The organism is Kitasatospora sp. NRRL B-11411 (genome assembly GCF_000721345.1).
Taxonomy (GTDB): domain Bacteria; phylum Actinomycetota; class Actinomycetes; order Streptomycetales; family Streptomycetaceae; genus Kitasatospora; species Kitasatospora cineracea.
The window spans coordinates 1-22,701 of sequence record NZ_JOGH01000012.1 but is presented as its reverse complement, the minus strand read 5'-3'; the positions used below and the strand labels follow the sequence as shown (position 1 = coordinate 22,701).

The 22,701-nt window shown below is 72.3% G+C and carries 20 protein-coding genes; 15 read left to right on the top strand and 5 right to left on the bottom strand.

The features are described 5' to 3' along the window. Positions 1-634 precede the first annotated feature (634 nt). The 6 genes from rpsB to rlmN all read left to right on the top strand — a co-directional run bounded on the left by rpsB (position 635) and on the right by rlmN (position 6,398). A complete protein-coding gene (rpsB, locus tag IH44_RS0108345; RefSeq protein ID WP_030458791.1) occupies positions 635-1,504 on the top strand; it encodes a 30S ribosomal protein S2 in 870 nt (289 codons plus the stop codon). A 132-nt stretch (positions 1,505-1,636) separates the two neighbouring features. Next, entirely contained in the window at positions 1,637-2,476 is an 840-nt protein-coding gene (gene tsf, locus IH44_RS0108340; RefSeq protein WP_030458790.1) for a translation elongation factor Ts, read from the top strand. Between the two features lie 296 nt (positions 2,477-2,772). Next, a complete protein-coding gene (gene pyrH / locus IH44_RS0108335; protein WP_030458789.1) occupies positions 2,773-3,528 on the top strand; it encodes a UMP kinase in 756 nt (251 codons plus the stop codon). Positions 3,529-3,608: 80 nt separating this feature from the next. Next, positions 3,609-4,166, top strand: a complete 558-nt coding sequence (gene frr, locus IH44_RS0108330) for a ribosome recycling factor (RefSeq protein ID WP_030458788.1) — start codon at positions 3,609-3,611, stop codon at positions 4,164-4,166. A 184-nt stretch (positions 4,167-4,350) separates the two neighbouring features. Beyond that, on the top strand, positions 4,351-5,217 hold the full coding sequence (locus tag IH44_RS0108325; RefSeq protein ID WP_030458787.1) for a phosphatidate cytidylyltransferase: 867 nt from the start codon (positions 4,351-4,353) through the stop codon (positions 5,215-5,217). An 80-nt stretch (positions 5,218-5,297) separates the two neighbouring features. Beyond that, on the top strand, positions 5,298-6,398 hold the full coding sequence (gene rlmN, locus IH44_RS0108320; RefSeq protein WP_030458786.1) for a 23S rRNA (adenine(2503)-C(2))-methyltransferase RlmN: 1,101 nt from the start codon (positions 5,298-5,300) through the stop codon (positions 6,396-6,398). A 62-nt stretch (positions 6,399-6,460) separates the two neighbouring features. Here the strand turns inward: rlmN and IH44_RS0108315 are convergent, their stop codons facing one another. The 4 genes from IH44_RS0108315 to IH44_RS0108300 all read right to left on the bottom strand — a co-directional run bounded on the left by IH44_RS0108315 (position 6,461) and on the right by IH44_RS0108300 (position 10,420). Continuing rightward, positions 6,461-7,597, bottom strand: coding sequence for a hypothetical protein (locus tag IH44_RS0108315; RefSeq protein ID WP_030458785.1), 1,137 nt, complete (start codon positions 7,595-7,597; stop codon positions 6,461-6,463). A gap of 10 nt (positions 7,598-7,607) precedes the next feature. Beyond that, complete coding sequence (locus tag IH44_RS0108310) at positions 7,608-8,315, bottom strand: ABC transporter ATP-binding protein (RefSeq protein ID WP_030458784.1); 708 nt, start codon at positions 8,313-8,315, stop codon at positions 7,608-7,610. Between the two features lie 240 nt (positions 8,316-8,555). Continuing rightward, positions 8,556-9,950, bottom strand: a complete 1,395-nt coding sequence (locus tag IH44_RS0108305; RefSeq protein ID WP_030458783.1) for an aspartate aminotransferase family protein — start codon at positions 9,948-9,950, stop codon at positions 8,556-8,558. Continuing rightward, positions 9,947-10,420 (bottom strand): Lrp/AsnC family transcriptional regulator, encoded by a 474-nt coding sequence (locus IH44_RS0108300; protein WP_030458782.1) that lies wholly within the window; start codon positions 10,418-10,420, stop codon positions 9,947-9,949. The genes IH44_RS0108305 and IH44_RS0108300 overlap by 4 nt, the downstream gene beginning before the upstream one ends. A gap of 266 nt (positions 10,421-10,686) precedes the next feature. Here IH44_RS0108300 and IH44_RS0108295 point away from each other — a divergent pair, with 266 nt between their 5' ends. From IH44_RS0108295 to IH44_RS0108270, 5 genes are all read left to right on the top strand, one after another. Then, entirely contained in the window at positions 10,687-12,132 is a 1,446-nt protein-coding gene (locus IH44_RS0108295; protein ID WP_030458781.1) for a gamma-aminobutyraldehyde dehydrogenase, read from the top strand. 309 nt (positions 12,133-12,441) lie between these two features. Continuing rightward, positions 12,442-13,800 carry an aspartate aminotransferase family protein gene (locus tag IH44_RS0108285; RefSeq protein ID WP_030458780.1) on the top strand — a complete coding sequence of 453 codons (1,359 nt, stop codon included), beginning with the start codon at positions 12,442-12,444 and terminating at the stop codon, positions 13,798-13,800. Positions 13,801-13,915: 115 nt separating this feature from the next. Next, entirely contained in the window at positions 13,916-14,230 is a 315-nt protein-coding gene (locus IH44_RS0108280; protein WP_155525157.1) for a WXG100 family type VII secretion target, read from the top strand. Beyond that, positions 14,227-15,246, top strand: coding sequence for a WXG100 family type VII secretion target (locus IH44_RS0108275; RefSeq protein ID WP_030458778.1), 1,020 nt, complete (start codon positions 14,227-14,229; stop codon positions 15,244-15,246). The genes IH44_RS0108280 and IH44_RS0108275 overlap by 4 nt, the downstream gene beginning before the upstream one ends. Then, positions 15,243-15,905, top strand: coding sequence for a hypothetical protein (locus tag IH44_RS0108270; RefSeq protein WP_030458777.1), 663 nt, complete (start codon positions 15,243-15,245; stop codon positions 15,903-15,905). The genes IH44_RS0108275 and IH44_RS0108270 overlap by 4 nt, the downstream gene beginning before the upstream one ends. Positions 15,906-15,928: 23 nt before the next feature. Here the strand turns inward: IH44_RS0108270 and IH44_RS0108265 are convergent, their stop codons facing one another. Continuing rightward, a complete protein-coding gene (locus IH44_RS0108265) occupies positions 15,929-17,569 on the bottom strand; it encodes a PucR family transcriptional regulator (RefSeq protein ID WP_030458776.1) in 1,641 nt (546 codons plus the stop codon). Positions 17,570-17,754: 185 nt separating this feature from the next. Between IH44_RS0108265 and IH44_RS0108260 the strand changes: the two genes are divergently transcribed. The 4 genes from IH44_RS0108260 to IH44_RS0108245 all read left to right on the top strand — a co-directional run bounded on the left by IH44_RS0108260 (position 17,755) and on the right by IH44_RS0108245 (position 22,375). Beyond that, the gene (locus IH44_RS0108260; RefSeq protein WP_030458775.1) at positions 17,755-19,269 is read left to right on the top strand and encodes a gamma-aminobutyraldehyde dehydrogenase; all 1,515 of its coding nucleotides are present in this window, start codon (positions 17,755-17,757) and stop codon (positions 19,267-19,269) included. Positions 19,270-19,404: 135 nt separating this feature from the next. After that, positions 19,405-19,851, top strand: a complete 447-nt coding sequence (locus IH44_RS0108255; RefSeq protein WP_030458774.1) for a hypothetical protein — start codon at positions 19,405-19,407, stop codon at positions 19,849-19,851. A gap of 18 nt (positions 19,852-19,869) precedes the next feature. After that, positions 19,870-20,742, top strand: coding sequence for a hypothetical protein (locus IH44_RS0108250; protein ID WP_157852191.1), 873 nt, complete (start codon positions 19,870-19,872; stop codon positions 20,740-20,742). Between the two features lie 106 nt (positions 20,743-20,848). Further along, positions 20,849-22,375, top strand: coding sequence for a CoA-acylating methylmalonate-semialdehyde dehydrogenase (locus tag IH44_RS0108245; protein WP_030458772.1), 1,527 nt, complete (start codon positions 20,849-20,851; stop codon positions 22,373-22,375). Positions 22,376-22,701: the final 326 nt, after the last annotated feature.

Genomic DNA, 22,701 nt, shown 5'->3' with positions numbered 1-22,701 from the left:
CCGAGACCAACGCGAACGCCAACGCCAACGCCAGCCCCGGCACCAGCCCCGGCCTCCACCGGCACCGCCACCCCGTCGAACCACCCCGCCCGTACACACCGCACCTCCGAACCCGTCGAGACCCGCAGCACGGCCGCAGCCCGCACGCTGCCGCGCCGCCCCGTCCGCCGGGGCGGGTCACCAGGGTGGGGCCGGCGCGGTCCGTCGCGCGCGTCGGATTCGGGGCCTGTGGACAGACCGGGGGCTGTGGACAACTGCCGTCCCCCGCAGGAGTGAACGGTGGGCGGCGGGCCGGGCGGGACGGCGCTGAACAGGGTGGCGGGAGCGCCGGGAGTCGCCCGCCGCTCGGGGCTTCCCGTACACTTCACACGCGACCCGGTCTGCCGGGTCGACTTCGCACGCCCCGCCACCGGCGGTCCGCCCCCCTCGGGGGAGCGGCCGTGACGGTGCGAGTGCCGCTCGGTCCGCCGAGCCCGCCGAGGCCGCAAGCCTCGCGCAGGCCGGGCGGCTTGGCACGTCGGGGCGTCAGGCGTGACGGTCGCCCGACCGGCACGGACAAAACCGAGTACCCCGGCACCCCGCAGGGCGCGACTGCCCCCACGGCGCGCCGGGCAACACACGAGGAGCACGGCACATGGCCGTCGTCACGATGCGGGAGCTGCTGGAGAGCGGCGTCCACTTCGGTCACCAGACCCGTCGTTGGAACCCGAAGATGAAGCGCTTCATCTTCACGGAGCGCAACGGCATCTACATCATCGACCTCCTGCAGTCGCTGAACTACATCGACCGCGCCTTCGAGTTCGTCAAGGAGACCGTTGCCCACGGCGGCAGCGTCCTCTTCGTCGGCACCAAGAAGCAGGCCCAGGAGGCCATCGCCGAGCAGGCGACCCGCGTGGGCATGCCGTACGTCAACCAGCGCTGGCTGGGCGGCATGCTGACCAACTTCTCGACCGTCTACAAGCGCCTGCAGCGCCTCAAGGAGCTCGGCGAGATCGACTTCACGGACGTGGCCGGCTCCGGCCTCACCAAGAAGGAGCTCCTGGTCCTCCAGCGCGAGTACGACAAGCTGGAGAAGACCCTCGGCGGTATCCGCGACATGCAGCGCGTGCCCAGCGCCGTCTGGATCGTGGACACCAAGAAGGAGCACATCGCGGTCGGCGAGGCCCGGAAGCTCAACATCCCGGTCGTCGCCATCCTCGACACCAACTGCGACCCGGACGAGGTCGACTACAAGATCCCGGGCAACGACGACGCCATCCGCTCCGTCACCCTGCTGACCCGCGTGATCGCCGACGCCGTCGCCGAGGGCCTGAAGTCCCGCGCCGGTGTCGCCAAGGGCGACACCAAGGCCGAGCCGGGCGCCGACCAGCCGCTGGCCGCCTGGGAGAAGGAGATCCTCGAGGGCGAGAAGGCCGCCGAGGCCCCCGCCGCTGAGGCTGCCGCCACCGAGGCCCCGGCCGAGGCCGCTGCCGAGGCTCCGGCCGCCGAGGCCGAGCAGGCCTGACGCACCACCAGGGTGAGGGGCACCGGCCGGGCTGAGCCGGTGGGTGCCCCTCTCTCCCGTGCCGGGGGTCCGCACCCCGGGCCCCGGCACTTTCCCACGCAGACACGCGAGACGTGAGAAGAGATCACAACCATGGCGAACTTCACCGCCGCGGACGTCAAGAAGCTCCGTGAGCTCACCGGCGCCGGCATGATGGACTGCAAGAAGGCCCTGGACGAGGCCGAGGGCGACGTCCAGAAGGCCGTCGAGCTCCTGCGCATCAAGGGCCAGAAGGGCGTTGCCAAGCGCGAGGGCCGCGACGCCTCCAACGGCGCCGTCGCCGCGCTGATCGCCGAGGACAAGAAGTCCGGCGTCCTGGTCGAGCTGAACTGCGAGACCGACTTCGTCGCCAAGGGCGGCAAGTTCGTCGAGGTCGCCAACGCGATCGCCGCCCACGTGGCCGCCACCTCCCCGGCCGACCTGGAGGCCGCCCTGGCCTCCGAGATCGCCCCGGGCCAGACCGTCCAGCAGTTCGTGGACGAGGCCAACGCGACCCTCGGCGAGAAGATCGTGTTCCGCCGCTTCGCGCAGTTCGACAACGACGGCTTCGTCGGCGTCTACATGCACAAGTCGGACCCGGACCTCCCGCCGACCATCGGTGTCCTCGTCGAGCTCGACCAGGAGAACGCCGACACCGCCAAGGACGTCGCCCAGCACATCGCCGCCTTCGCGCCGAAGTACCTCTCCCGCGAGGAGATCCCGGCCGAGGAGCTCGAGAACGAGCGCCGCGTCGCCGAGGCCACCGCCCGCGAGGAGGGCAAGCCCGAGGCCGCCCTGCCGAAGATCGTCGAGGGCCGGGTCACCGGCTTCGTCAAGGAGAACGCCGTTCTCGAGCAGGCGTTCGCCAAGGACAACAAGAAGACCGTCGCCAAGGTCCTCGACGAGGCCGGCGTCACCCTCAAGCGCTTCGTCCGCTTCCGCGTCGGCGCCTGAGACCCGTTCCCCGCGGTCCGTCCCGCCCCTCCAGGCTCCGTGCCGGACATAAAGTAGGAGGACCGCCCCCGTCCGCGAGGACGGAGGAGCGAGCCGACGAGCCCCCCAGCACCCCCGGGGGAGCGGCGCCGGCACCATGAACGACGAGGAGGCCATTGCCGTGCAGGAGACCGTACCGGTTCCCGCGGCAGTGGCCTCCTCTCGTGTACACGGGCACGGCACCGGGTCCGCGCACCCGGCACCGTGACCAGCACTTTGCAGATCTGCTGACCAGCAGGCGGAGAAGGAGAAAGTCCATGCAGGAGACGCAGGAGACCGCTCCGGGCGGTGCACGCCGCCGGGTACTGCTCAAGCTGTCCGGCGAGGCGTTCGCCGGCGGAGGCGGCCTCGGCGTCGACCCGGACGTGGTGCACGCCATCGCGCGTGAGATCGCCACGGTGGTCCGGGCCGGGACGGAGGTCGCCATCGTGATCGGCGGCGGCAACTTCTTCCGCGGCGCCGAGCTCCAGCAGCGCGGCATGGACCGGGCCCGCTCCGACTACATGGGCATGCTCGGCACCGTGATGAACTGCCTGGCGCTCCAGGACTTCCTGATCAAGGAGGGCATGGAGACCCGGGTGCAGACCGCCATCACGATGGGCCAGGTCGCCGAGCCGTACCTGCCGCTGCGCGCCATCCGGCACCTGGAGAAGGGCCGCGTGGTGATCTTCGGCGCCGGCATGGGCATGCCCTACTTCTCCACCGACACCACCGCCGTCCAGCGCGCGCTGGAGATCCACGCCGACGTCCTGCTGATGGGCAAGAACGGCGTGGACGGCGTGTACGACTCCGACCCGCGCACCAACGCGGCCGCGGTCCGGTTCGACGCGCTGGACTACACCGAGGTGATCTCCCGCGACCTCAAGGTCGCCGACCTGACCGCGATCACCCTGTGCAAGGACAACGGCCTGCCGATCCTGGTCTTCGAGCTGCTCGCCGAGGGCAATATCGCCCGCGCGGTCAAGGGTGAGAAGATCGGCACACTCATCAGCGAGGATTCCGCCCGGGCCTAGCCGTCGGGGTTCCGAGCAGCAACAGCCGTCCGGGGCACCGGTACGGGACAACAGCAGATGAACCGGACAGGGAGCACACAGTGATCGATGAGACCCTCCTCGAGGCCGAGGAGAAGATGGAGAAGGCCGTCGCCGTCGCCAAGGACGACCTCGCCGCCATCCGCACCGGGCGCGCGCACCCGGCGATGTTCGCCAAGATCGTCGCGGAGTACTACGGTGCCCTGACGCCGATCAACCAGCTGGCCTCGTTCTCCGTGCCGGAGCCGCGGATGGCGATGGTCACCCCGTTCGACAAGACCGCGCTGAAGGCCATCGAGACCGCGATCCGCGACTCCGACCTGGGCGTCAACCCGTCGAACGACGGCTCCGTCATCCGGGTGGTGCTGCCCCAGCTCACCGAGGAGCGCCGCCGCGAGTACATCAAGCAGGCCCGCGGCAAGGGCGAGGACGCCAAGGTCTCGGTCCGCTCGATCCGCCGCAAGGCCAAGGACGCGATCGACAAGCTGGTCAAGGACAAGGAGATCGGCGAGGACGACGGCCGCCGCGGCGAGAAGGAGCTCGACGACCTGACCGCCAAGTTCGTGGCGCAGATCGACGAGCTGCTCAAGCACAAGGAAGCCGAGCTGCTGGAGGTCTGATCCGGACCCCGCCCGCAGCGCCCCGGACCGGCGGCCCGACCGCCCGGCCCGGGGCGCGGCTCCACCCGGGCCCGCCCCCGCTCCGGCCGGGGCCGCCCCGACGGCCCGGCCCGGCCGACACCAAACGGGTCACGCGCGGCGGCCTCCGGCATGACGAGGGGGCGGCCCGGCACAGACTCAGTTCATGCCCCCCGCCCAGGAGACCTCCGTGGCCCAGACCGACCAGCAGCCCCGCAAGCCGCGCGGCGGCCGCAACCTGCCCGCCGCGATAGGCGTGGGCGTCGGACTCGGGGCGGTGATCGCGGCCTCGCTGTTCGTGGTCAAGGCGGTCTTCATGGTGGTCGTCGCGGCCGCCGTCGCCGTCGGCATCTGGGAGCTCACCAGCCGGCTCGCCGAGCGCAAGGACGTCCGCGTCCCGCAGGTCCCGCTGCTGGTCGGCGGCGTGGGCATGGTCGTCACCGGCTACTTCGAGGGCGGCCAGTGGGCCGCGGCGATCCTCGCGGTGACCGGGCTGGCGATGATGGTGGCCCGGATGGCCACCCCGCCGGAGAACTACCTGCGCGACATAACGGCCGGCGTCTTCACCGCCTTCTACGTGCCGTTCCTGGCCACCTTCGTCGCGCTGATCCTGGCCGCGGACGACGGCGCCTGGCGGATCCTGCTGTTCCTGGTCGTCACGATCTGCTCCGACACCGGCGCGTACGCCGTGGGCTACAAGTTCGGCCGCACCAAGCTGGCGCCGACCATCAGCCCGGGCAAGACCCGCGAGGGCCTGGCCGGCGGCATCGGCCTGTCGATGATCGCCGGCGCGCTGCTGATGCACTTCCTGATCGACGGCGGCACCTGGTGGCAGGGCCTGATCCTGGGCGGCTGCGCGGCGGTCACCGCGACCCTCGGCGACCTCGCCGAGTCGATGATCAAGCGCGACCTCGGGATCAAGGACATGGGCACCCTGCTGCCCGGCCACGGCGGCATCATGGACCGGCTGGACTCCCTGCTGCCCACCGCCCCGGTGGTCTGGCTGCTGCTCGCCGCCTTCGTCGGCAGCTGAACCCGGCCCCTCGCCCTCCACGGCCCCCGCGACGCCACCGCGTCCGGGGGCCGTTCGGCATCTGCGACACTGGATGAACCATGCCTAAGCCCGGAGAACTGACCTTTGTCGCGCCGCGCGGCGCCAAGCCCCCGCGACACCTCGCCGACCTCAGCCCTGCCGAGCGCAAGGAGGCCGTCGCCGAGCTGGGCGAACAGCCGTTCCGCGCGAAGCAGTTGTCGAACCACTACTTCGGCCGGATGTCCGCCGACCCGGAGAGCTGGACGGACATCCCGGCGGCGAGCCGGACGAAGCTGACCGAGGCGCTGCTGCCCGAGCTGATGTCCGTGGTGCGGCACGTCTCCTGCGACGACGACGCCACCCGCAAGACGCTGTGGAAGCTGTTCGACGGCACGCTGGTCGAGTCGGTGCTGATGCGCTACCCGGACCGCGTCACGATGTGCATCAGCTCGCAGGCCGGCTGCGGCATGAACTGCCCGTTCTGCGCGACCGGTCAGGCCGGACTGACCCGCAACCTGTCGACCGGGGAGATCGTCGAGCAGATCGCGTCCGGCATGCGCGACCTCAAGTCCGGGGCGGTCCCCGGCGGCGAGGCCCGGCTGTCGAACGTGGTGTTCATGGGCATGGGCGAACCGCTGGCCAACTACAACCGGGTGCTGTCGGCGATCCGCCGCCTCACCGACCCGTCGCCGGACGGCTTCGGCCTCTCCCAGCGCGGCATCACCGTCTCCACCGTCGGCCTGGTCCCGGCCATGCACCGCTTCGCGGACGAGGGCCTGAGCTGCCGCCTCGCGCTGTCGCTGCACGCCCCGGACGACGAGCTGCGCGACGAGCTGGTGCCGGTCAACACCCGCTGGAAGGTCGACGAGGTGCTGGACGCCGCGTGGAACTACGCGGAGAAGTCCGGCCGCCGGGTGTCCATCGAGTACGCGCTGATCAAGGACATCAACGACCAGGCGTGGCGGGCGGACCTGCTCGGCCGCCTGATCAAGAACCGCCGGGTGCACGTGAACCTGATCCCGCTCAACCCGACCCCGGGTTCGAAGTGGACGGCCTCCCGGCCCGAGGACGAGCGCGAGTTCGTCCGCCGCCTGCAGGCCCACGGCGTGCCCACCACCGTCCGCGACACCCGCGGCCAGGAGATCGACGGGGCCTGCGGCCAGCTCGCCGCCGCGGGCTGAGCCCGGATGCGGCGGGGCCCGGAAGGACGACGTCCTTCCGGGCCCCGGTCGTGTCCGCGGTCCTACAGCGGGCAGAGCAGCACCGTCAGCCCGCCGGTCAGCAGCAGGACGGTGCCCGTGGCGAGGGTGCGCAGGGCGATCGTGCCGGTGAGCAGGCCGGGCGGGGTGCCGAGGCGGTCGAGGGCGTCGAGGGTGGGGCCGCGGTCGGCGCGCAGTTCGTGCAGGCGGGCGGCGAGGGCCGCGACCGCGCAGGCGAGCACCAGGGCGCCCTCGACCAGGGTCAGGCCGGGGACGTCGGCTCCGGTCCGGGCCCAGCTGCGCCAGGCCACCAGCAGCAGTGCGACGACCGCGGTGAGGACGGCCAGCGGGGTGCCGAGGCGGCGGGCCTGGGCGGTGAGCGCCCGGCCGGCCAGCAGCCGGAGCGGGGTGGGCCGGCGCAGGGCGAGCAGCCGGCCGGCGAGGGCGAGCAGCGGCCCGGTCCACAGCGCGAGGGCGAGCGCGGTGAGCGTCCAGCCGGTGAGCAGGGCGGGGCTGGTGTCGGGGAGCCCGGCGGGCAGCGCGAGGGTGCGGTCGGCGTCGGTGGCGGCGGGGCGCAGCCCGTACAGTTCGAGGCCGAGTCCGGCGAGCAGGACGGGGGCGGGCAGCAGCAGCCGCAGCGGGGTGTGGCGGGTGCGGGCGGGTGCGGCCGGCCGGCCGGGGAGGCCCTCGGGGAAGCGGATCGCGCAGGCCGCGGAGACCCCGGCGACCAGCGGGAGGACCGCGAGCAGGGCGACCGGGGCGGCGGCGGGCAGCGGGACGCCCATGCCGATGTCGGGGGCGAGCGCGGGCCCGGCGATGTCGTTGCGCAGGATCAGGAACAGCAGCAGGGTGACGGCGGAGCCGAGCGCGCAGGCGAGCGCGATCTCGCCGGCGACCAGCAGCCGGATCCGGGTGGGTCCGGCGCCGGCCGCGGTGAGGCCGGTGATCCGCTCGGGGTGCTGGGCGGGGACGGCCCGGGCGGCGACGGCGGCGAACCAGGCGACGGCGGCGAGCGGCGGCAGGCACCAGAGCAGCCGTTCGAGGTTGCCCCCGGTGCCGTTCAGGGCGCGGCCGAGGGCGCGCAGCAGGAAGGCGGCGACCACGGCGGCGGCGGTCGCGGTGAGCAGCCAGCGGGCGAGGTCGAGGGCGCGGTAGCCGCGGGCGAGCCTGAGGTAGTACACGGCGGCCCCCTCAGTTCCCGGCGGCGACGGCGGCGGGTTCGGCCGCGATCCGGCCGTCGACCAGTTGGACGGTGCGGTCGGCGAACCGGGCGAGCGCGGGGTCGTGGGTGGCCAGCACCAGCGTCAGGCGGTGCGAGCGGGCGGCGCTGGCCAGTATCCGGGTGACCTGTTCGCGGGCGTCGCGGTGCAGCGGCGCGGTGGGGTCGTCGGCGAAGACGACCGGCGGCTGGGCGGCGAGGGCGCGGGCGACGGCGATCCGCTGGCGCCGGTCCTGCTGGAGGTCGGCGGGGCGCAGCTTGGCGCAGTCGGCGACGTCGAGGCGCTCCAGCCACTCGGCGGCGGCCCGGTGGGCGGCCCGGTGGCCGGCGCCGGCCAGCAGCAGCGGGAGGGCGACGTTCTCCCGGGCGGTCAGTTCCGGGACCAGGTGCGGCTCGGGGCCGACGTAGCCGAAGCGCTCGCGGCGGAGCTTCTCGCGGCCGGCCCGGCCCAGGGTGTGCACGGGGGCGCTGTGGAACCAGACCTCGCCCTCGTCGACCGGGAGCTGCGCGGACAGGCAGCCGAGCAGGGTGGACTTGCCGGAGCCGCGCGGGCCGGTGACGGCGAGGATCTCGCCCTCGCGGACGCCCAGGGAGACGCCGCGCAGGGCGGGGGTGCCCTGGTGGGACTTGACGATCCCCCGGGCCCAGAGCACGTCGTTGTCGGGCGGGGCCGCTGACATGAGATCCATCCAGGTGCCGACGGGGATATGACAGTCGTCAGATTAGAACGATCGGGCGGTGCCGCGGGCGCGCCGCACGGGGCCGATCCGGGACGAATCACCTCGAACGCGGCGTGTCGGGCGGCAGATTCACCCCGGCGGCGGGCCGGATCGCGGGCGCCCGCGGGTGCGGACGCGCCGAAGGGCGGTCCCGGCGTGAGGAGCCGGGGCCGCCCTTCGGTGGAGGGTGGGGAAGGAGGATCAGATCTTCTGCCACGCGTCGGAGAGGCTGGTCCGCAGGATCTGCTCGATCTCGTCGAAGGTCGACTGGTCGGAGATCAGCGGCGGGGCCAGCTGGACGACCGGGTCGCCGCGGTCGTCGGCGCGGCAGTACAGGCCGTTGTCGAACAGGGCCTTGGACAGGAAGCCGTACAGGACGCGCTCGACCTCGTCGTCGTTGAACGACTCCTTGGTGACCTTGTCCTTGACGAGCTCGATGCCGTAGAAGTACCCGTTGCCGCGGACGTCGCCGACGATCGGCAGGTCGCGCAGCTTGTTCAGGGTGGCCAGGAACTTCGACTCGTTGTCGAGGACGTGCTGGTTCAGGCCCTCGCGCTCGAAGATGTCGAGGTTGGCCAGCGCCACCGCGGAGGAGACCGGGTGGCCGCCGAAGGTGTAGCCGTGCAGGAAGGTGTTGTCGCCCTTGTAGAACGGCTCGGCGAGGCGGTCCGAGATGATCGTGGCGCCGATCGGGGAGTAGCCCGAGGTCATGCCCTTGGCGCAGGTGATCATGTCGGGCTGGTAGCCGAACTTGTCGGCGCCGAACATGGTGCCGAGGCGGCCGAAGGCGCAGATGACCTCGTCCGAGACCAGCAGCACGTCGTGGCGGTCGCAGATCTCGCGCAGGCGCTGGAAGTACCCGGGCGGCGGCGGGAAGCAGCCGCCGGCGTTCTGCACCGGCTCGACGAAGACGGCGGCGACGGTCTCGGGGCCCTCGAAGAGGATGGCCTGCTCGACCTCGTCGGCGGCCCAGCGGCCGTAGGCCTCCGGGTCGACGGTGCCGTCGGGGCCGGCCAGGAAGGCCGGGGCGCGGTAGATGTTGGTGTTCGGGGCCTTGTGGGTGCCCGGCACCAGCGGCTCGAACGGGGCCTTCAGGCCCGGCAGGCCGGTGATCGACAGCGCGCCCTGCGGGGTGCCGTGGTAGGCGACGGCGCGGGAGATGACCTTGTACTTGGTCGGCTTGCCGGTCAGCTTGAAGTACTGCTTGGCCAGCTTCCACGCGGTCTCGACGGCCTCGCCGCCACCGGTGGAGAAGAACACCTTGTTCAGGTCGCCCGGGGCGTAGTTGGCCAGGCGCTCGGCCAGCTCGACGGCCTTCGGGTGGGCGTAGCTCCACACCGGGAAGAAGGCCAGCTCCTTGGCCTGCTTGGCGGCGGCCTCGGCCAGCTCCTCGCGGCCGTGGCCCGCCTGCACCACGAACAGGCCGGCCAGGCCGTCGAGGTACTTGCGGCCCTTGTCGTCCCAGACGTAGGTGCCCTCGCCCTTGACGATCGTCGGCACGGGGGAGTTCTCGTACGACGACATGCGGGTGAAGTGCATCCACAGGTGGTCGTAGGCGGTCTTGGAAAGGTCCTTCTGCGCCGGGTCGGCTGTCATCGGGTGCCCCAGGTGTAGGTCTGTTTCCGGAGTTTCAGGTAAACGAAGCTCTCGGTGCTCCGCACGCCGGGAAGCGCGCGGATGCGCTTGTTGATCAGTTCGAGCAGGTGCTCGTCGTCCTCGCACACCAGCTCGGCGAGGAGGTCGAACGAACCCGCGGTGCACACCACGTAGTCGACCTCGTCGAAGGCGGCCAGCGCGTCGGCCACCGGCTCGATGTCGCCCTCCACCCGGATGCCCACCATCGCCTGGCGGGTGAATCCGACGGTGAGCGGATCGGTCACGGCGACGATCTGCATCACGCCCTGGTCGAGCAGCTTCTGGACGCGCTGCCGGACGGCCGCCTCGGACAGGCCCACGGCCTTGCCGATGGCGGCGTACGGACGGCGCCCGTCCTCCTGGAGCTGCTCGATGATCGCCTTGGAGGCGGCGTCGAGGGGAACGCTGGCGTTCCGGTCACGGTTGGCCACGCCGCCACTGTGCCTGACGGGCGGCGGAATCGCAAGCTCCCGAGCTGCTGATTTCGTTGCCCATTCGAAGATCGGGCGCGGAAAGCGTGGCCTCTGGCGACGACCCCTGTCGATACCGGCAGTGACATGGGTACCCTGGCTACGTACACGCGCGAGCCTGCACACCGCCGATCGTGGCTTGTCGCTGACATGCCGTGCCCATCCCGGCCCAGGGGTAACCTGGCGCCCGGGGCTGCAACGACGCAGGCCCAGACCGAGGAGAGACCGTGAGCGAGCTTCGTACGCTGCGCAACTACATCAACGGCGAGTTCGTCGACGCTGCGGACGGCCGCACGCTCGACGTCGTCGACCCGACCACGGGCGAGGTCTACGCGACCTCCCCGCTCTCCGGCGCGGCCGACGTGGACGCCGCGATGGCCGCCGCGGCCGCTGCCTTCCCGGTCTGGCGGGACTCCACCCCGTCCACCCGGCAGAAGCTGCTGCTCAAGATCGCCGACGCGGTCGAAGCCCGGGCCGACGAGATCGTCGACGCCGAGGTCCGCAACACCGGCAAGCCGCGCGGGCTGACCCTCTCCGAGGAGATCGGCCCGATGGTCGACCAGCTGCGCTTCTTCGCCGGTGCCGCCCGCCTGCTGGAGGGCAAGGCCGCGGGCGAGTACATGGACGGCATGACCTCGATCGTCCGCCGCGAGCCGGTCGGCGTCTGCGCGCAGGTCGCCCCGTGGAACTACCCGATGATGATGGCGGTGTGGAAGTTCGCCCCGGCGATCGCCGCCGGCAACGCCGTGGTGCTCAAGCCCTCCGACACCACCCCCGCCTCCACCGTGCTGCTCGCCGAGATCATCGGCGGCGTGCTCAAGGAGCTGGAGCTGCCGGCCGGCGTCTTCAACGTGATCTGCGGCGACCGCGAGACCGGCCGCCTGATGGTCGAGCACCGCACCCCGGCGATGGCCTCCATCACCGGCTCGGTCCGGGCCGGCATGCAGGTCGCCGAGTCCGCCGCGAAGGACGTCAAGCGGGTCCACCTGGAGCTCGGCGGCAAGGCCCCGGTCGTGGTCTTCGAGGACGCCGACATCGACGAGGCCGTCGAGGGCATCTCGGTGGCCGGCTACTTCAACGCCGGCCAGGACTGCACCGCCGCCACCCGCGTCCTGGTGCACGAGTCGATCCACGACGCCTTCGTCGAGGCCCTCGCCAAGGCCGCCGCCGACACCAAGACCGGCGGCGTGGACGACGAGGACGTCCTCTACGGCCCGCTCAACAACGCCAACCAGCTCCAGCAGGTGGCCGGCTTCATCGAGCGCCTCCCCGCGCACGCCAAGGTCGAGGCCGGCGGCCACCGGGTCGGCGACAAGGGCTACTTCTGGGCGGCGACCGTGGTCTCCGGCCTCCAGCAGGACGACGAGATCATCCAGAACGAGGTCTTCGGCCCGGTCATCACCGTGCAGAAGTTCACCGACGAGGACCAGGCCGTCGCGTACGCCAACGGCGTCGAGTACGCGCTCGCCTCCTCGGTGTGGACCAAGGACCACGCCCGCGCGATGCGGATGTCCCGCCGGCTGGACTTCGGCTGCGTGTGGATCAACACCCACATCCCGCTGGTCGCCGAGATGCCGCACGGCGGGTTCAAGAAGTCCGGCTACGGCAAGGACCTGTCGTCGTACGGGTTCGAGGACTACACCCGGATCAAGCACGTCATGACCGCGATCTAGCGGGTCATGACCGTCGGGCGCAGTATGACCGCGATCTAGCGGGTCATGACCGTCGGGCGCAGTATGACCGCGATTTAGCGGGTCGTGACCATCAGGCGCAGCATGACCGCGATCTGATCGCGCAGCGCAGCGCCGAGGGCAGGGGCGCGAGGAACCGGGCCGTAGGCCATCGCTCCACGTGAGTGGGTGGCCGGGCGCGCAGTTCCTCGCGCCCCTGGCGCTTGCGTCCGTCAATGTGTCAGGGTGCGGCGCGACGCGCGTGACAGGATGAAGCTGCCCGGGGCGGAGCGGCCTCCCTACGCTGGTCGCATGAGCACTCCCACCGCTGACCCGGTCGCCGGGCAGGCCGTCAAGGCCGCCGACCGCGCGCACGTCTTCCACTCGTGGTCCGCCCAGGCGCTGATCGACCCCCTCGCGGTGGCCGGTGCCGAGGGCTCCTACTTCTGGGACTACGAGGGCAACCGCTACCTGGACTTCTCCTCGCAGCTGGTGAACACCAACATCGGGCACCAGCACCCGAAGGTGGTCGCCGCGATCCAGGCGAAGGCCGCCCAGCTGTGCACCATCGCCCCGGGCTTCGCCGAGGAGTCGCGCAGCGAGGCCGCCCGGCTGATCGCCGAGCGCACCCCGGGCGACCTGGACAAGATCTTCTTCACCAACGGCGGCGCCGAGGCGAACGAGAACGCGATCCGGATGGCCCGGCTGCACACCGGCCGGCACAAGGTGCTCTCCACCTACCGCTCGTACCACGGCGCCACCGCCAATGCGATCGCTCTGACCGGCGACCCGCGCCGCTGGGCGAACGAGGCGGGCGTGTCGGGCATCGTGCACTTCTGGGGCCCGTACCCGTACCGCTCGAACTTCCACGCGGAGAACGAGGCGCAGGAGTGCGAGCGCGCGCTGGCGCACCTGGAGCAGACCATCGCGTTCGAGGGCCCGGGCACCGTTGCGGCGATCATCCTGGAGACGGTGGTCGGCACCGCGGGCATCCTGGTGCCGCCGGCCGGGTACCTGGCGGGCGTGCGGGAGATCTGCGACCGGTACGGGATCGTGTTCATCCTGGACGAGGTGATGGCCGGGTTCGGCCGCACCGGCGCGTGGTTCGCCGCCGACCACTGGGGGATCACCCCGGACCTGCTGACCTTCGCCAAGGGCGTCAACTCCGGCTACCTGCCGCTGGGTGGCGTGGCGATCTCCGGGGCGATCGCGGAGACCTTCGCGCAGAAGGCGTTCCCGGGCGGCCTGACCTACTCGGGCCACCCGCTGGCCTGCGCCTCCGCGGTGGCGACGATCAACACGATGGCCGAGGAGGGCATCGTGGAGAACGCCAGGCTGATCGGCGAGAGCGTGCTCGGCCCCGGCCTGCGCGAGCTGGCCGAGCGGCACCCCTCGATCGGCGAGGTGCGCGGCCTGGGCGTGTTCTGGGCGCTGGACCTGGTGAAGGACCGGGAGACCCGCGAGCCGCTGGTGCCGTACAACGCGGCCGGCGCCGACAACGCGCCGATGGCGCAGCTCGCGGCGGCCTGCAAGCAGCGCGGCCTGTGGCCGTTCACCAACATGAACCGCTTCCACGTGGTGCCGCCGTGCAACGTCAGCGAGGAGGAGGCCAAGGCGGGCCTCGCCGTGCTGGACGAGGTGCTCACCCTCACCGACGCACACGTGCTCTGACGATCCTTCACTTTTTCTTCACAGGGGCTCCGGGAAAACCGCCCGGGGCCCCTTGATGTCTTTGCTCATCAGATCAGTACGATGATTCGCCTGACCTGAGAGCAAAGGAAATGTCATGGGGGACACGGGGTTTCGGGTCGAGCCCGAAGTACTCACCGGATACGCGTCCGTGCTCGACACCCAGGCCGAACGGATCGCGCAGATCCGCTCGGCCCTGGCGGGTGTCCAGCTCTCGTCCGAGGCCTTCGGCAAGCTGCCGGGCTCGGGCGAGCTGCACGGCTCCTACCAGGAGCACGCCGAAGCGGAACAGGAGAACTTCGCCGACCTGATCGAACTGCTCGACGCCACCGGCGAGGGCGTCCGGTTCACGGTGGACAACTACGAGAGCAACGAGCAGGACACCGCCGAGGTCTACGGGGGTGGCCAGTGAGCACCCTGGCCCCCGGCTCCTTCGGCGACGCGGTCGACGCCTACCGGTGGACCCGCGACCGGGCCGCCGACCAGCTGCCGTCGCTGCCCAGCTTCGACAACCCGGTCAGCGAGGGCCTCGACGCGGGCCTCGACTCCATCGTCAAGACGGCGCTGGACGCCACCGGGCTGATGGACGTGCTGGAGAAGGTCACCGGCGACCTGCAGGCGCTGACCGCCGCCTCGCACGAGTGGCAGGCCCAGGCGAAGGCGATGCAGGAGGTCGCCGACGAGCTGCGGGCCGCCGGCGCCCGGGTCGAGGGCGGCTGGGAGGGCGCGGCCTCCGCGGCCTTCGGCGGCCACATGGCCACCGTCGTCGAGGCCGTCGACGCCACCGCCGCCGACATGGCCCAGGTCGCGCAGATCATCAACCAGGCCGCCGCCCAGTGCCAGCTCGCCGAGCAGCTGATCATCGAGATCATCCGCGAGGCCATCGAGACCCTGATCATCACCCTGGCCGCCTCGGTGGCGATCGACATCCTCACCCTGGGCCTGGCCACCGCCGCCGAGGCGCTCATCGTCGAGGGCGAGATCGCCATCTACATCGCCCGGGTGGGCCAGGTCTCGCTCAAGCTGGAGAAGGCGCTCAAGGAACTGCACGAAGCCATCAAGGCGATGAAGGCGGCGCGCACCCTGGGCAAGTTCAACAAGGCCCGCAAGGCCGCCAAGGCCGTCCGCAAGCTCGGCGGCAAGGGCAACCGCTGGAAGTCCGGCCTCGACCTGGTCCGCAACCCGTCGATGGCCAACCTCGGCGAGTTCGCCACCGCCCAGGCCCTGGGCAAGGGCTTCGGCGCGGTCAAGGGCGGCATCAAGGGCGGCCTGGGCGCGGTCACCGGCGCCGGCGACTTCCCCGGCGTCCTCACCGACAACCTGCTCAGCGACCAGGGCCTGGACACCATCGCCGGCGCCCTGGACGGCCCGCCCGGCGGCGAGCCCTACCGGGTGCCGGGCAACCGCGTCACGGAGGCGTTCGGATGACGGCTGGCCCCTACGGCGCGCCCGGGTACCCGCCGACCGCCGCACCGCAGGTGTACGAGCCGCACCGGCTCGGCGGCGGCTCCCACCTGCCGCTGGTGGCGCCGCACCTGGCGCCCGGCGAACGGGTGCACGCCATCGTCGACATCGAGCTCAGCGACCTGCTCCGCCGCGTCCCGCGCCGCTACCGCAAGGAACGCGACGGCCTGTTCCAGGCCGTCGGCTTCCTGCTCGACCTGGCCGGCGCACTCGTCGACGCGGTCGAGGAGGCCATCGGCGGCTTCTTCCGCAACCTCCGGCGGATCTTCCGCGGCCGCGGCCTGTCCGGCGGCTGGGACAGCCAGGCCGGCCGGTTCGCCGTCCAGGTGCTGACCGGCGGCCGCGGCGACCGGACCTACGAGAACCGCGGCGTCATGCTGGTCTTCACCGACCACCGGATCCTGCTCGGCAGCGCCCTCTCCGACGGCTACCACCCGTACGGCGAGGTCCCGCGCGGGCAGCTGGCCAGGATCGAACCGCGGATGGGCTCCTGGTCCAGCCGGGTCGAGGCGCACTTCGCGGACGGCTCCCGGGTCGCCCTCGAAGCCCGCGACCGGCACGACGCCCAGGCCCTGGACCTGCTGGTCCGCGGCCAGGTCCCGCCGCCCAAGCCCGCCCGCTGACCGTGTCGGACGCGGTCCACCGGTCAGCGGCGGACCGCGTCCAGCGCCAGCAGCGCCACGTGCAGCGACAGGCAGGACTCCACCTGGTCCAGATCGATGCCCAGGATCCGCTCCACCTTGTGCAGCCGGTCGTAGAAGGACGGCCGCGACAGGTGCGCGGCGTCCGCCGCCGCCGACTTGTTGCGGCCCTGCTCCAGGTAGATCCGCAGCATCTGCACCAACTGGCCGCCGTGCTCCGCGTCGTACGCCAGCAGCGGGCCCAACTCCCGCTCCACGTACGTCTGCAGGCGCTCGTCGTCGCGCAGCAGGTGCAGCAGGCCGCGCAGCCGGACGTCCGGCAGCCGGTAGTACGCCGCCCGGCCGCCCGGCGCGTCGTGCAGCGCCGCGTCCGCGACCTGGGTCGCCTCCAGCAGGGTGCGCCGGGCGTCCCGGACCGAGCCCACCGAGGAACCCACCGCTATCACCGGCTCGGCCCCGTCCCGGCCCGCCTCCGCGGACAGCCGGCGCAGCGCCGCCGCGAACGACTCCAGCGCGGCGTGCTCGTCCTGCTGCGAACCCAGCGCCACCAGCAGGCCCACCCCCTCGTCGTCCAGCGCGCCGACCAGCGCCGACAGCCGTGAGGTGCGGATCGCGGTCGCCGCCAGCTCGGTGAAGTCCCGCAGCCGGGCCTGCGCCTCCAGCGCCGCCGGCAGCGGGCCCTGCCGCTGCCGCAGCACCACGCCCACCAGCCGGCGGCCCTCCAGCGGCACGCCCAGCGCCTGCGCCCGCAGCGCCACTTCGGAGACCGTCAGCGCGTGCGTCAGGATGCCCGACAGCAGGGTGCGGTGGGTCTGCCGCTCCAGCGACTCCCGGTCGCGCACCACCAGCCGGTTCAGCGCCAGCGTCGCCGCGCCGCGCTCCAGCAGCATCGCGTGCGGGTGCGGCACGTCCTGGGGGAGCGGCACCGGCTCGTCCACCAGCACCAGCCGCCCCCAGTCCTGGCCGCGCGCGCCCACCGTGGTCACCAGCCAGCCCGACCGCGGGTCGTACCCGGTGCGGCCCGCCGGGTGCACGCCGCGCGAACGGTGCTCCCAGTTCTCCAGCAGCTCCTGCTCGCCGCGCCCCGCCGGATCGTGCGCCAGCACCTGGTGCGCCAGGTTCTCCAGCACCACCGGCGCCCCCGCCATCCGGGCCACCTGCCGCACCACCTCGGCCGGCTCCGCGCCCTCCGTCGCCAGCTCGTTGAACACCTGGTGCACCGCCTCCGACACCCGCAACTGCTCCAGCTGCGCGTTCACCACCAGCGCGTGCACCGCCTCGGTCACCGCGACGAACTTCAGCTCCCGGCGCAGCGCCACCAGCGGCAGGCCGTGCCGCTCCGCCGCCGCCACCAGCGCCCGCGGCAGCGAGTCGAAGTACCGGCGGCCGAACTCGATCACCAGCCCCGCCACCCCGACCTCGGCCAGCTCCCGCACGTACCGGGCCAGCCCGTCCCGGTCCTCCGGCAGCGCGATGCCCGTCGACAGCACCAGCTCGCCGCCGCGCAGCACCCCCGCCACGTCCGGCAGCTCGCTCACGTGCACCCAGCGCACCGGGCGCTCCAGCGCGGCCGCACCCGCCACCACCTGAGGCAGACCGCGCCGCATCACGTCCAGGTCGAGCACGCGGGCGACGGTGGGGAGCATCGCGGATACCTCCAGGGGGTTCTCAGGGTGTCAGGTCAATCATGCGCGACGGCGACGCCCTGTCACCCGGATGCGGCCTTGCAGCGTGTAAGGCCCTTCGGCCGGGCCGTTGCTGAGTGACGCTTGCCCCGGGCACCCGAACCGAGGCATCGTCGGCCTGGTCGAGTAGGCAATGGAGGCAACTCATGGACCTGACCAGCTTCAACGACGGCGCGCAGCACATCGCGGGCCGCCCGACCCGGGGCTCCGGCGGCGAACCCTTCGCCGTGGTCAACCCCGCGAACGGCGCCACCGTCCAGCAGGTCGAGCTCGCCGCCCCCGCCGACGTCGACACCGCCGTCGCCGCCGCCCGGGCCGCCCTCCCCGAGTGGTCCGGCGCCACCCCCGGCGCCCGCTCCGAGGCGCTCAACCGCCTGGCCGGGATCCTCGCCGAGCACGCCGACGACTTCGCCCGGGTCGAGACCGCGCAGACCGGCAAGCCGATCAAGCTCTCCACCGAGTTCGACGTCCCCGGCACCGTCGACAACACCGCGTTCTTCGCCGGCGCCGCCCGCAACCTGGAGGGCAAGGCGGCCGGCGAGTACAGCGGCGACCACACCTCGTACGTGCGCCGCGAGGCCGTCGGCGTGGTCGGCAGCATCGCGCCCTGGAACTACCCGCTGCAGATGGCCGCCTGGAAGATCCTCCCGGCGATCGCCGCGGGCAACACCATCGTCCTCAAGCCCGCCGAGATCACCCCGCTGACCTCGCTGATGTTCGCCCGCGCCTGCACCGCCGCCGGCATCCCCGACGGCGTCGTCAACGTCGTCACCGGCGCCGGACGCACCGCCGGCGAGCACCTGATCGGCCACCCCGACGTCGCCATGGTCTCCTTCACCGGCTCCACCGCCGTCGGCAAGCGGGTCGCCGAGATCGCCACCGCCACCGTCAAGCGCACCCACCTCGAACTCGGCGGCAAGGCCCCCTTCGTGGTCTTCGACGACGCCGACCTCGACGCCGCCGTGCACGGCGCCGTCGCCGCCTCCCTGATCAACAGCGGCCAGGACTGCACCGCCGCCACCCGCGCCTACGTCCAGCGCCCGCTCTACGACGCCTTCGTGGCCGGCGTCGCCGACCTCTACGACGGCATCCGGCTCGGCGACCCGCTGAACCCGCACACCGACCTGGGCCCGCTGGTCTCCTTCGCCCACCGCGACCGCGTCGCCGGCTTCGTCGAGCGCGCCCGCGCCTACGCCACCGTCGTCACCGGCGGCCCCGCCACCGGCAAGGGCCACGACGGCACCGACCTCTCCCTCGGCGCCTACCACCGCCCCACCCTGATCACCGGCGCCGCCCAGGACAGCGAGGTCGTCCAGGGCGAGATCTTCGGCCCGGTGCTCGTCGTCCTGCCCTTCGACAGCGACGAGGAGGGCCTGCGCCTCGCCAACGACACCCCCTACGGCCTGGCCGCCTCCGCCTGGACCCGCGACGTCCACCGCTCGCTGCGCGCCACCCGCGAGATCGCGGCCGGCTGCGTCTGGGTGAACGACCACATCCCGATCATCAGCGAGATGCCGCACGGCGGGTACAAGGCCTCCGGCTACGGCAAGGACATGTCGCAGTACTCGCTCGACGAGTACACCCAGGTCAAGCACGTCATGTTCGACACCACCGCGGTCGCCCGCAAGGACTGGCACCGGACGATCTTCGGCGACCGCTGACCGCCCCGCCCGCCCGCCCCACCCGTCCGCCCGCCGGGGATCCGTGTAAGAGATCCCCGGTACCCCGCTCTCCCGGATGACGACAGCAGGCACCCCGCCCGCCGCGCGTCACCCCGGAGAGACGAGGAACCGCACGTGAGCACCACCCGCCGCCCCAGCGCCCTGCACTGGCTGGCCGAGGCCGCCGCCGACCCCGACCACTGCCGCCGCACCTGGGAACGCACCCGTTCCGGCCTCGCCCTGCTGCCCGCCGGCCGCCGCTGGGACGTCCTGCACGCCCCCGGCCCGCTCGGCCGCCCCGCCGCCGCCCTGCTCGACCGGCTCGGCGGCGGCCCCGTCCTGGAGGACCCCGACGGCGACACCGTCGGCTTCCTGGTCCCCGTCGGCACCGCCGAACGCTGGACCGGCACCGGCATCCGCGCCTCCGGCGACGGCACCTGGATCGTCCTCCCGCACCCCACCCGCCCCACCCGCGGCCCGCACTGGCTGATCCCCCCGCACCCCGACGGACGGCTCGTCGACCCCCGCGCCCTCGAACTCGCCCTGCACGACGCCGCCGCACACCTGCGCGGGCTGGGCTAGGCGGACCAGACTGTTCCCATGGACGACACGGGTGGCGCGGGCGGCGCGGGCGGCGTGGGAGCGGCGGGTGCGGGTGTGAGTGTGGAGGCGGTGGGCTCGGGCTCGGGTGCGGTGGGCGCGGGTGCGGGATCGGCCGGTGAGGTGGGCCCGGGCGCCGAGGAGCGGGCCGTGCTGCTCGCCGACGCCCAGCCGTACTGCCTGCGGCACGACCTCGTACTGGCCGGAGCCGACGCGCTGCGCCTGCACGGCCTGGCCGCCCCCGTCCACGGCACCGACCTGCTGCTGGTTACCGGCGAGGGCCCGCCGCTCGCCGACCTCGCCACCGGACTCGCCGAGACCCTGCGGGCGGCCGGCCACCGCGCCCAGGAGCCGCCCGGCACCGCACGCCGCTGCCAACTCGCCGTCACCATCCGGAAGTTGACGCTCGCCGTCGAACTGCGCCGGGAACCGCTGCGCCACCCGCCCGTCCTCCCCGCCGGCGCCACCGTCCCCGTCGCCGCACTGGACGACGCCGCCGCGCTCGCCGTCCGCACCCTCTGCGAACGCGCCCTGCCCGCCGACCTGTACGTCCTGCACGCCCTCACCGCCCGCCGACGGGAGGGCGAACTCCTGGCGCTGGCCGACGCGTTCGACTCCGGCCCCGACGAGGACACCACCGCCCGCACGCTCGCCGACCGGCTCGAGACCGCCGCCGCGCTGCTGCCGCCCGAGGACCCCGGCACCCGGCGGTGGGCCGAAGCCTGGGCCCAGGACCTGCGCCTCGACCTGCTGGAGACCACTGCGCTCGCCGACGGCCTGCACGACCCCTACCTGGAACAGCTGGAACCTGCCGAATCCGATCCGGCCACCGGTCCGGCCTGCTCTCCCGACAGCCCTCCCGACGACCTGTAAGGGTGAATCGCGCTTCCCCGTCAGGGTGCTCGTTGAGCGGGCCCGCCGTCCCGCGCAGACTGGAGAACGAGCGCGGGACATCCGTGGACATCGGAGGCAGAGACCCTTGAGCAGCAAGCACATCACCCACTGGATCGGCGGCCAGAACGTCGCCACCGCCGGAACCGCGCCCCGCCGCGGCGACCTCCACGACCCGGCCACCGGCCAGGTGACCGGCCAGGTCGACTTCGCCGAGATCGCGGAGGTCGACCAGGCGGTCGCCGCCGCCGCCCAGGCGTTCGCCTCCTGGCGCCACACCTCGATCGCCAAGCGCACCCAGGTGCTGTTCAACTTCCGCGAGCTGTTCAACGCCCGCAAGGACGAACTCGCTGCGATCATCGTCTCCGAGCACGGCAAGGTGCACTCCGACGCCCTCGGCGAGCTGGCCCGCGGCCAGGAGGTCGTCGAGTACGCCTGCGGCATCCCGCAGCTGATCAAGGGCGGCTTCACCGAGCAGGCCTCCACCGGCGTCGACGTCTACTCGATCCGCCAGCCGCTCGGCCCGGTCGCCATCATCTCTCCGTTCAACTTCCCGGCCATGGTGCCGATGTGGTTCTTCCCGATCGCCATCGCGGCCGGCAACACGGTCATCCTCAAGCCGTCCGAGAAGGACCCGTCCGCCGCCAACTTCATCGCCGAGCTGTGGAAGGAGGCCGGCCTCCCCGACGGCGTCTTCAACGTCGTCCACGGCGACAAGGTCTCCGTCGACCGCCTGCTGGAGCACCCCGACGTCAAGTCGGTCTCCTTCGTCGGCTCCACCCCCATCGCCCGCTACGTGTACGAGACCGGCACCCGCTACGGCAAGCGCGTGCAGGCCCTCGGCGGCGCCAAGAACCACATGCTGGTGCTCCCCGACGCCGACCTCGACCTGGCCGCCGACGCCGCCATCAACGCCGGCTTCGGTGCGGCCGGTGAGCGCTGCATGGCCGTCTCCGTCCTGGTCGCCGTCGACCCGATCGGCGACGAGCTGGTCGCCAAGATCAAGGAGCGGATGGCCACCCTCAAGGTCGGCCCCGGCTGCAACGGCGACTCCGAGATGGGCCCGCTGGTCACCGGCGCGCACCGCGACAAGGTCACCTCCTACGTCGAGTCCGGCGTCGCCGACGGCGCCGAGCTGGCCGTCGACGGCCGCAAGCACGCCATCATCGCCGAGGACGTTAACGGCGCCCCCACCGCCGACGGCTTCTGGCTCGGTCCCACCCTGTTCGACCACGTCAAGCCGGGCATGTCCGTCTACAACGACGAGATCTTCGGCCCGATCCTGTCGGTCGTCCGGGTCCCCTCCTACGACGAGGGCCTGGAACTCATCAACGCCAACCCCTACGGCAACGGCACCGCCATCTTCACCAACGACGGCGGCGCGGCCCGGCGCTTCCAGAACGAGGTCGAGGTCGGCATGGTCGGCATCAACGTGCCGATCCCCGTCCCCGTCGCCTACTACTCCTTCGGCGGCTGGAAGGCCTCGCTGTTCGGCGACTCCCACGCCTACGGTGCCGACGGCGTCCAGTTCTTCACCCGCGGCAAGGCCGTCACCCAGCGCTGGCTCGACCCCTCGCACGGCGGCATCAACCTGGGCTTCCCCACCAACAGCTGAGCAGCAGCCCACCGCGCACCACCGTGTCCCGGCGCATCCCAGCGCGACGGAAGGCCGGCCCCCACCAGGGGCCGGCCTTCCGGCCGTTCGGGGGTCGCTCGGCAGGGAGCACCGGACACGCATCTGTGTGGACGGTCCCGGGGCGGCCAATCCCTTGAGAAACCAGGTCGATGATCCGTGACGGGTCGCGTGTCTTTCGCGTCCCCGTTCGCATTTTCGGCGTGCGCTTTTTCGGAGATTGCGGCCGATTCGCTTTCAGGAGCGGGGATCGGCTAGAGTTTGAAACGTCGGACGGGGCGTCAAGCCGCAGAAGACGAAAGCGAGTC

Coding starts and splice junctions, on each gene's coding strand:
- IH44_RS0108260 (WP_030458775.1), top strand. CDS start 17,755: ATGGACCTGACCAGCTTCAACGACGGCGCGCAGCACATCGCGGGCCGC.
- rlmN (WP_030458786.1), top strand. CDS start 5,298: ATGCCTAAGCCCGGAGAACTGACCTTTGTCGCGCCGCGCGGCGCCAAG.
- IH44_RS0108280 (WP_155525157.1), top strand. CDS start 13,916: ATGGGGGACACGGGGTTTCGGGTCGAGCCCGAAGTACTCACCGGATAC.
- IH44_RS0108250 (WP_157852191.1), top strand. CDS start 19,870: ATGGACGACACGGGTGGCGCGGGCGGCGCGGGCGGCGTGGGAGCGGCG.
- IH44_RS0108305 (WP_030458783.1), bottom strand. CDS start 9,950: ATGACAGCCGACCCGGCGCAGAAGGACCTTTCCAAGACCGCCTACGAC.
- IH44_RS0108265 (WP_030458776.1), bottom strand. CDS start 17,569: ATGCTCCCCACCGTCGCCCGCGTGCTCGACCTGGACGTGATGCGGCGC.
- pyrH (WP_030458789.1), top strand. CDS start 2,773: ATGCAGGAGACGCAGGAGACCGCTCCGGGCGGTGCACGCCGCCGGGTA.
- rpsB (WP_030458791.1), top strand. CDS start 635: ATGGCCGTCGTCACGATGCGGGAGCTGCTGGAGAGCGGCGTCCACTTC.
- IH44_RS0108270 (WP_030458777.1), top strand. CDS start 15,243: ATGACGGCTGGCCCCTACGGCGCGCCCGGGTACCCGCCGACCGCCGCA.
- IH44_RS0108310 (WP_030458784.1), bottom strand. CDS start 8,315: ATGTCAGCGGCCCCGCCCGACAACGACGTGCTCTGGGCCCGGGGGATC.
- tsf (WP_030458790.1), top strand. CDS start 1,637: ATGGCGAACTTCACCGCCGCGGACGTCAAGAAGCTCCGTGAGCTCACC.
- IH44_RS0108325 (WP_030458787.1), top strand. CDS start 4,351: ATGCCCCCCGCCCAGGAGACCTCCGTGGCCCAGACCGACCAGCAGCCC.
- IH44_RS0108285 (WP_030458780.1), top strand. CDS start 12,442: ATGAGCACTCCCACCGCTGACCCGGTCGCCGGGCAGGCCGTCAAGGCC.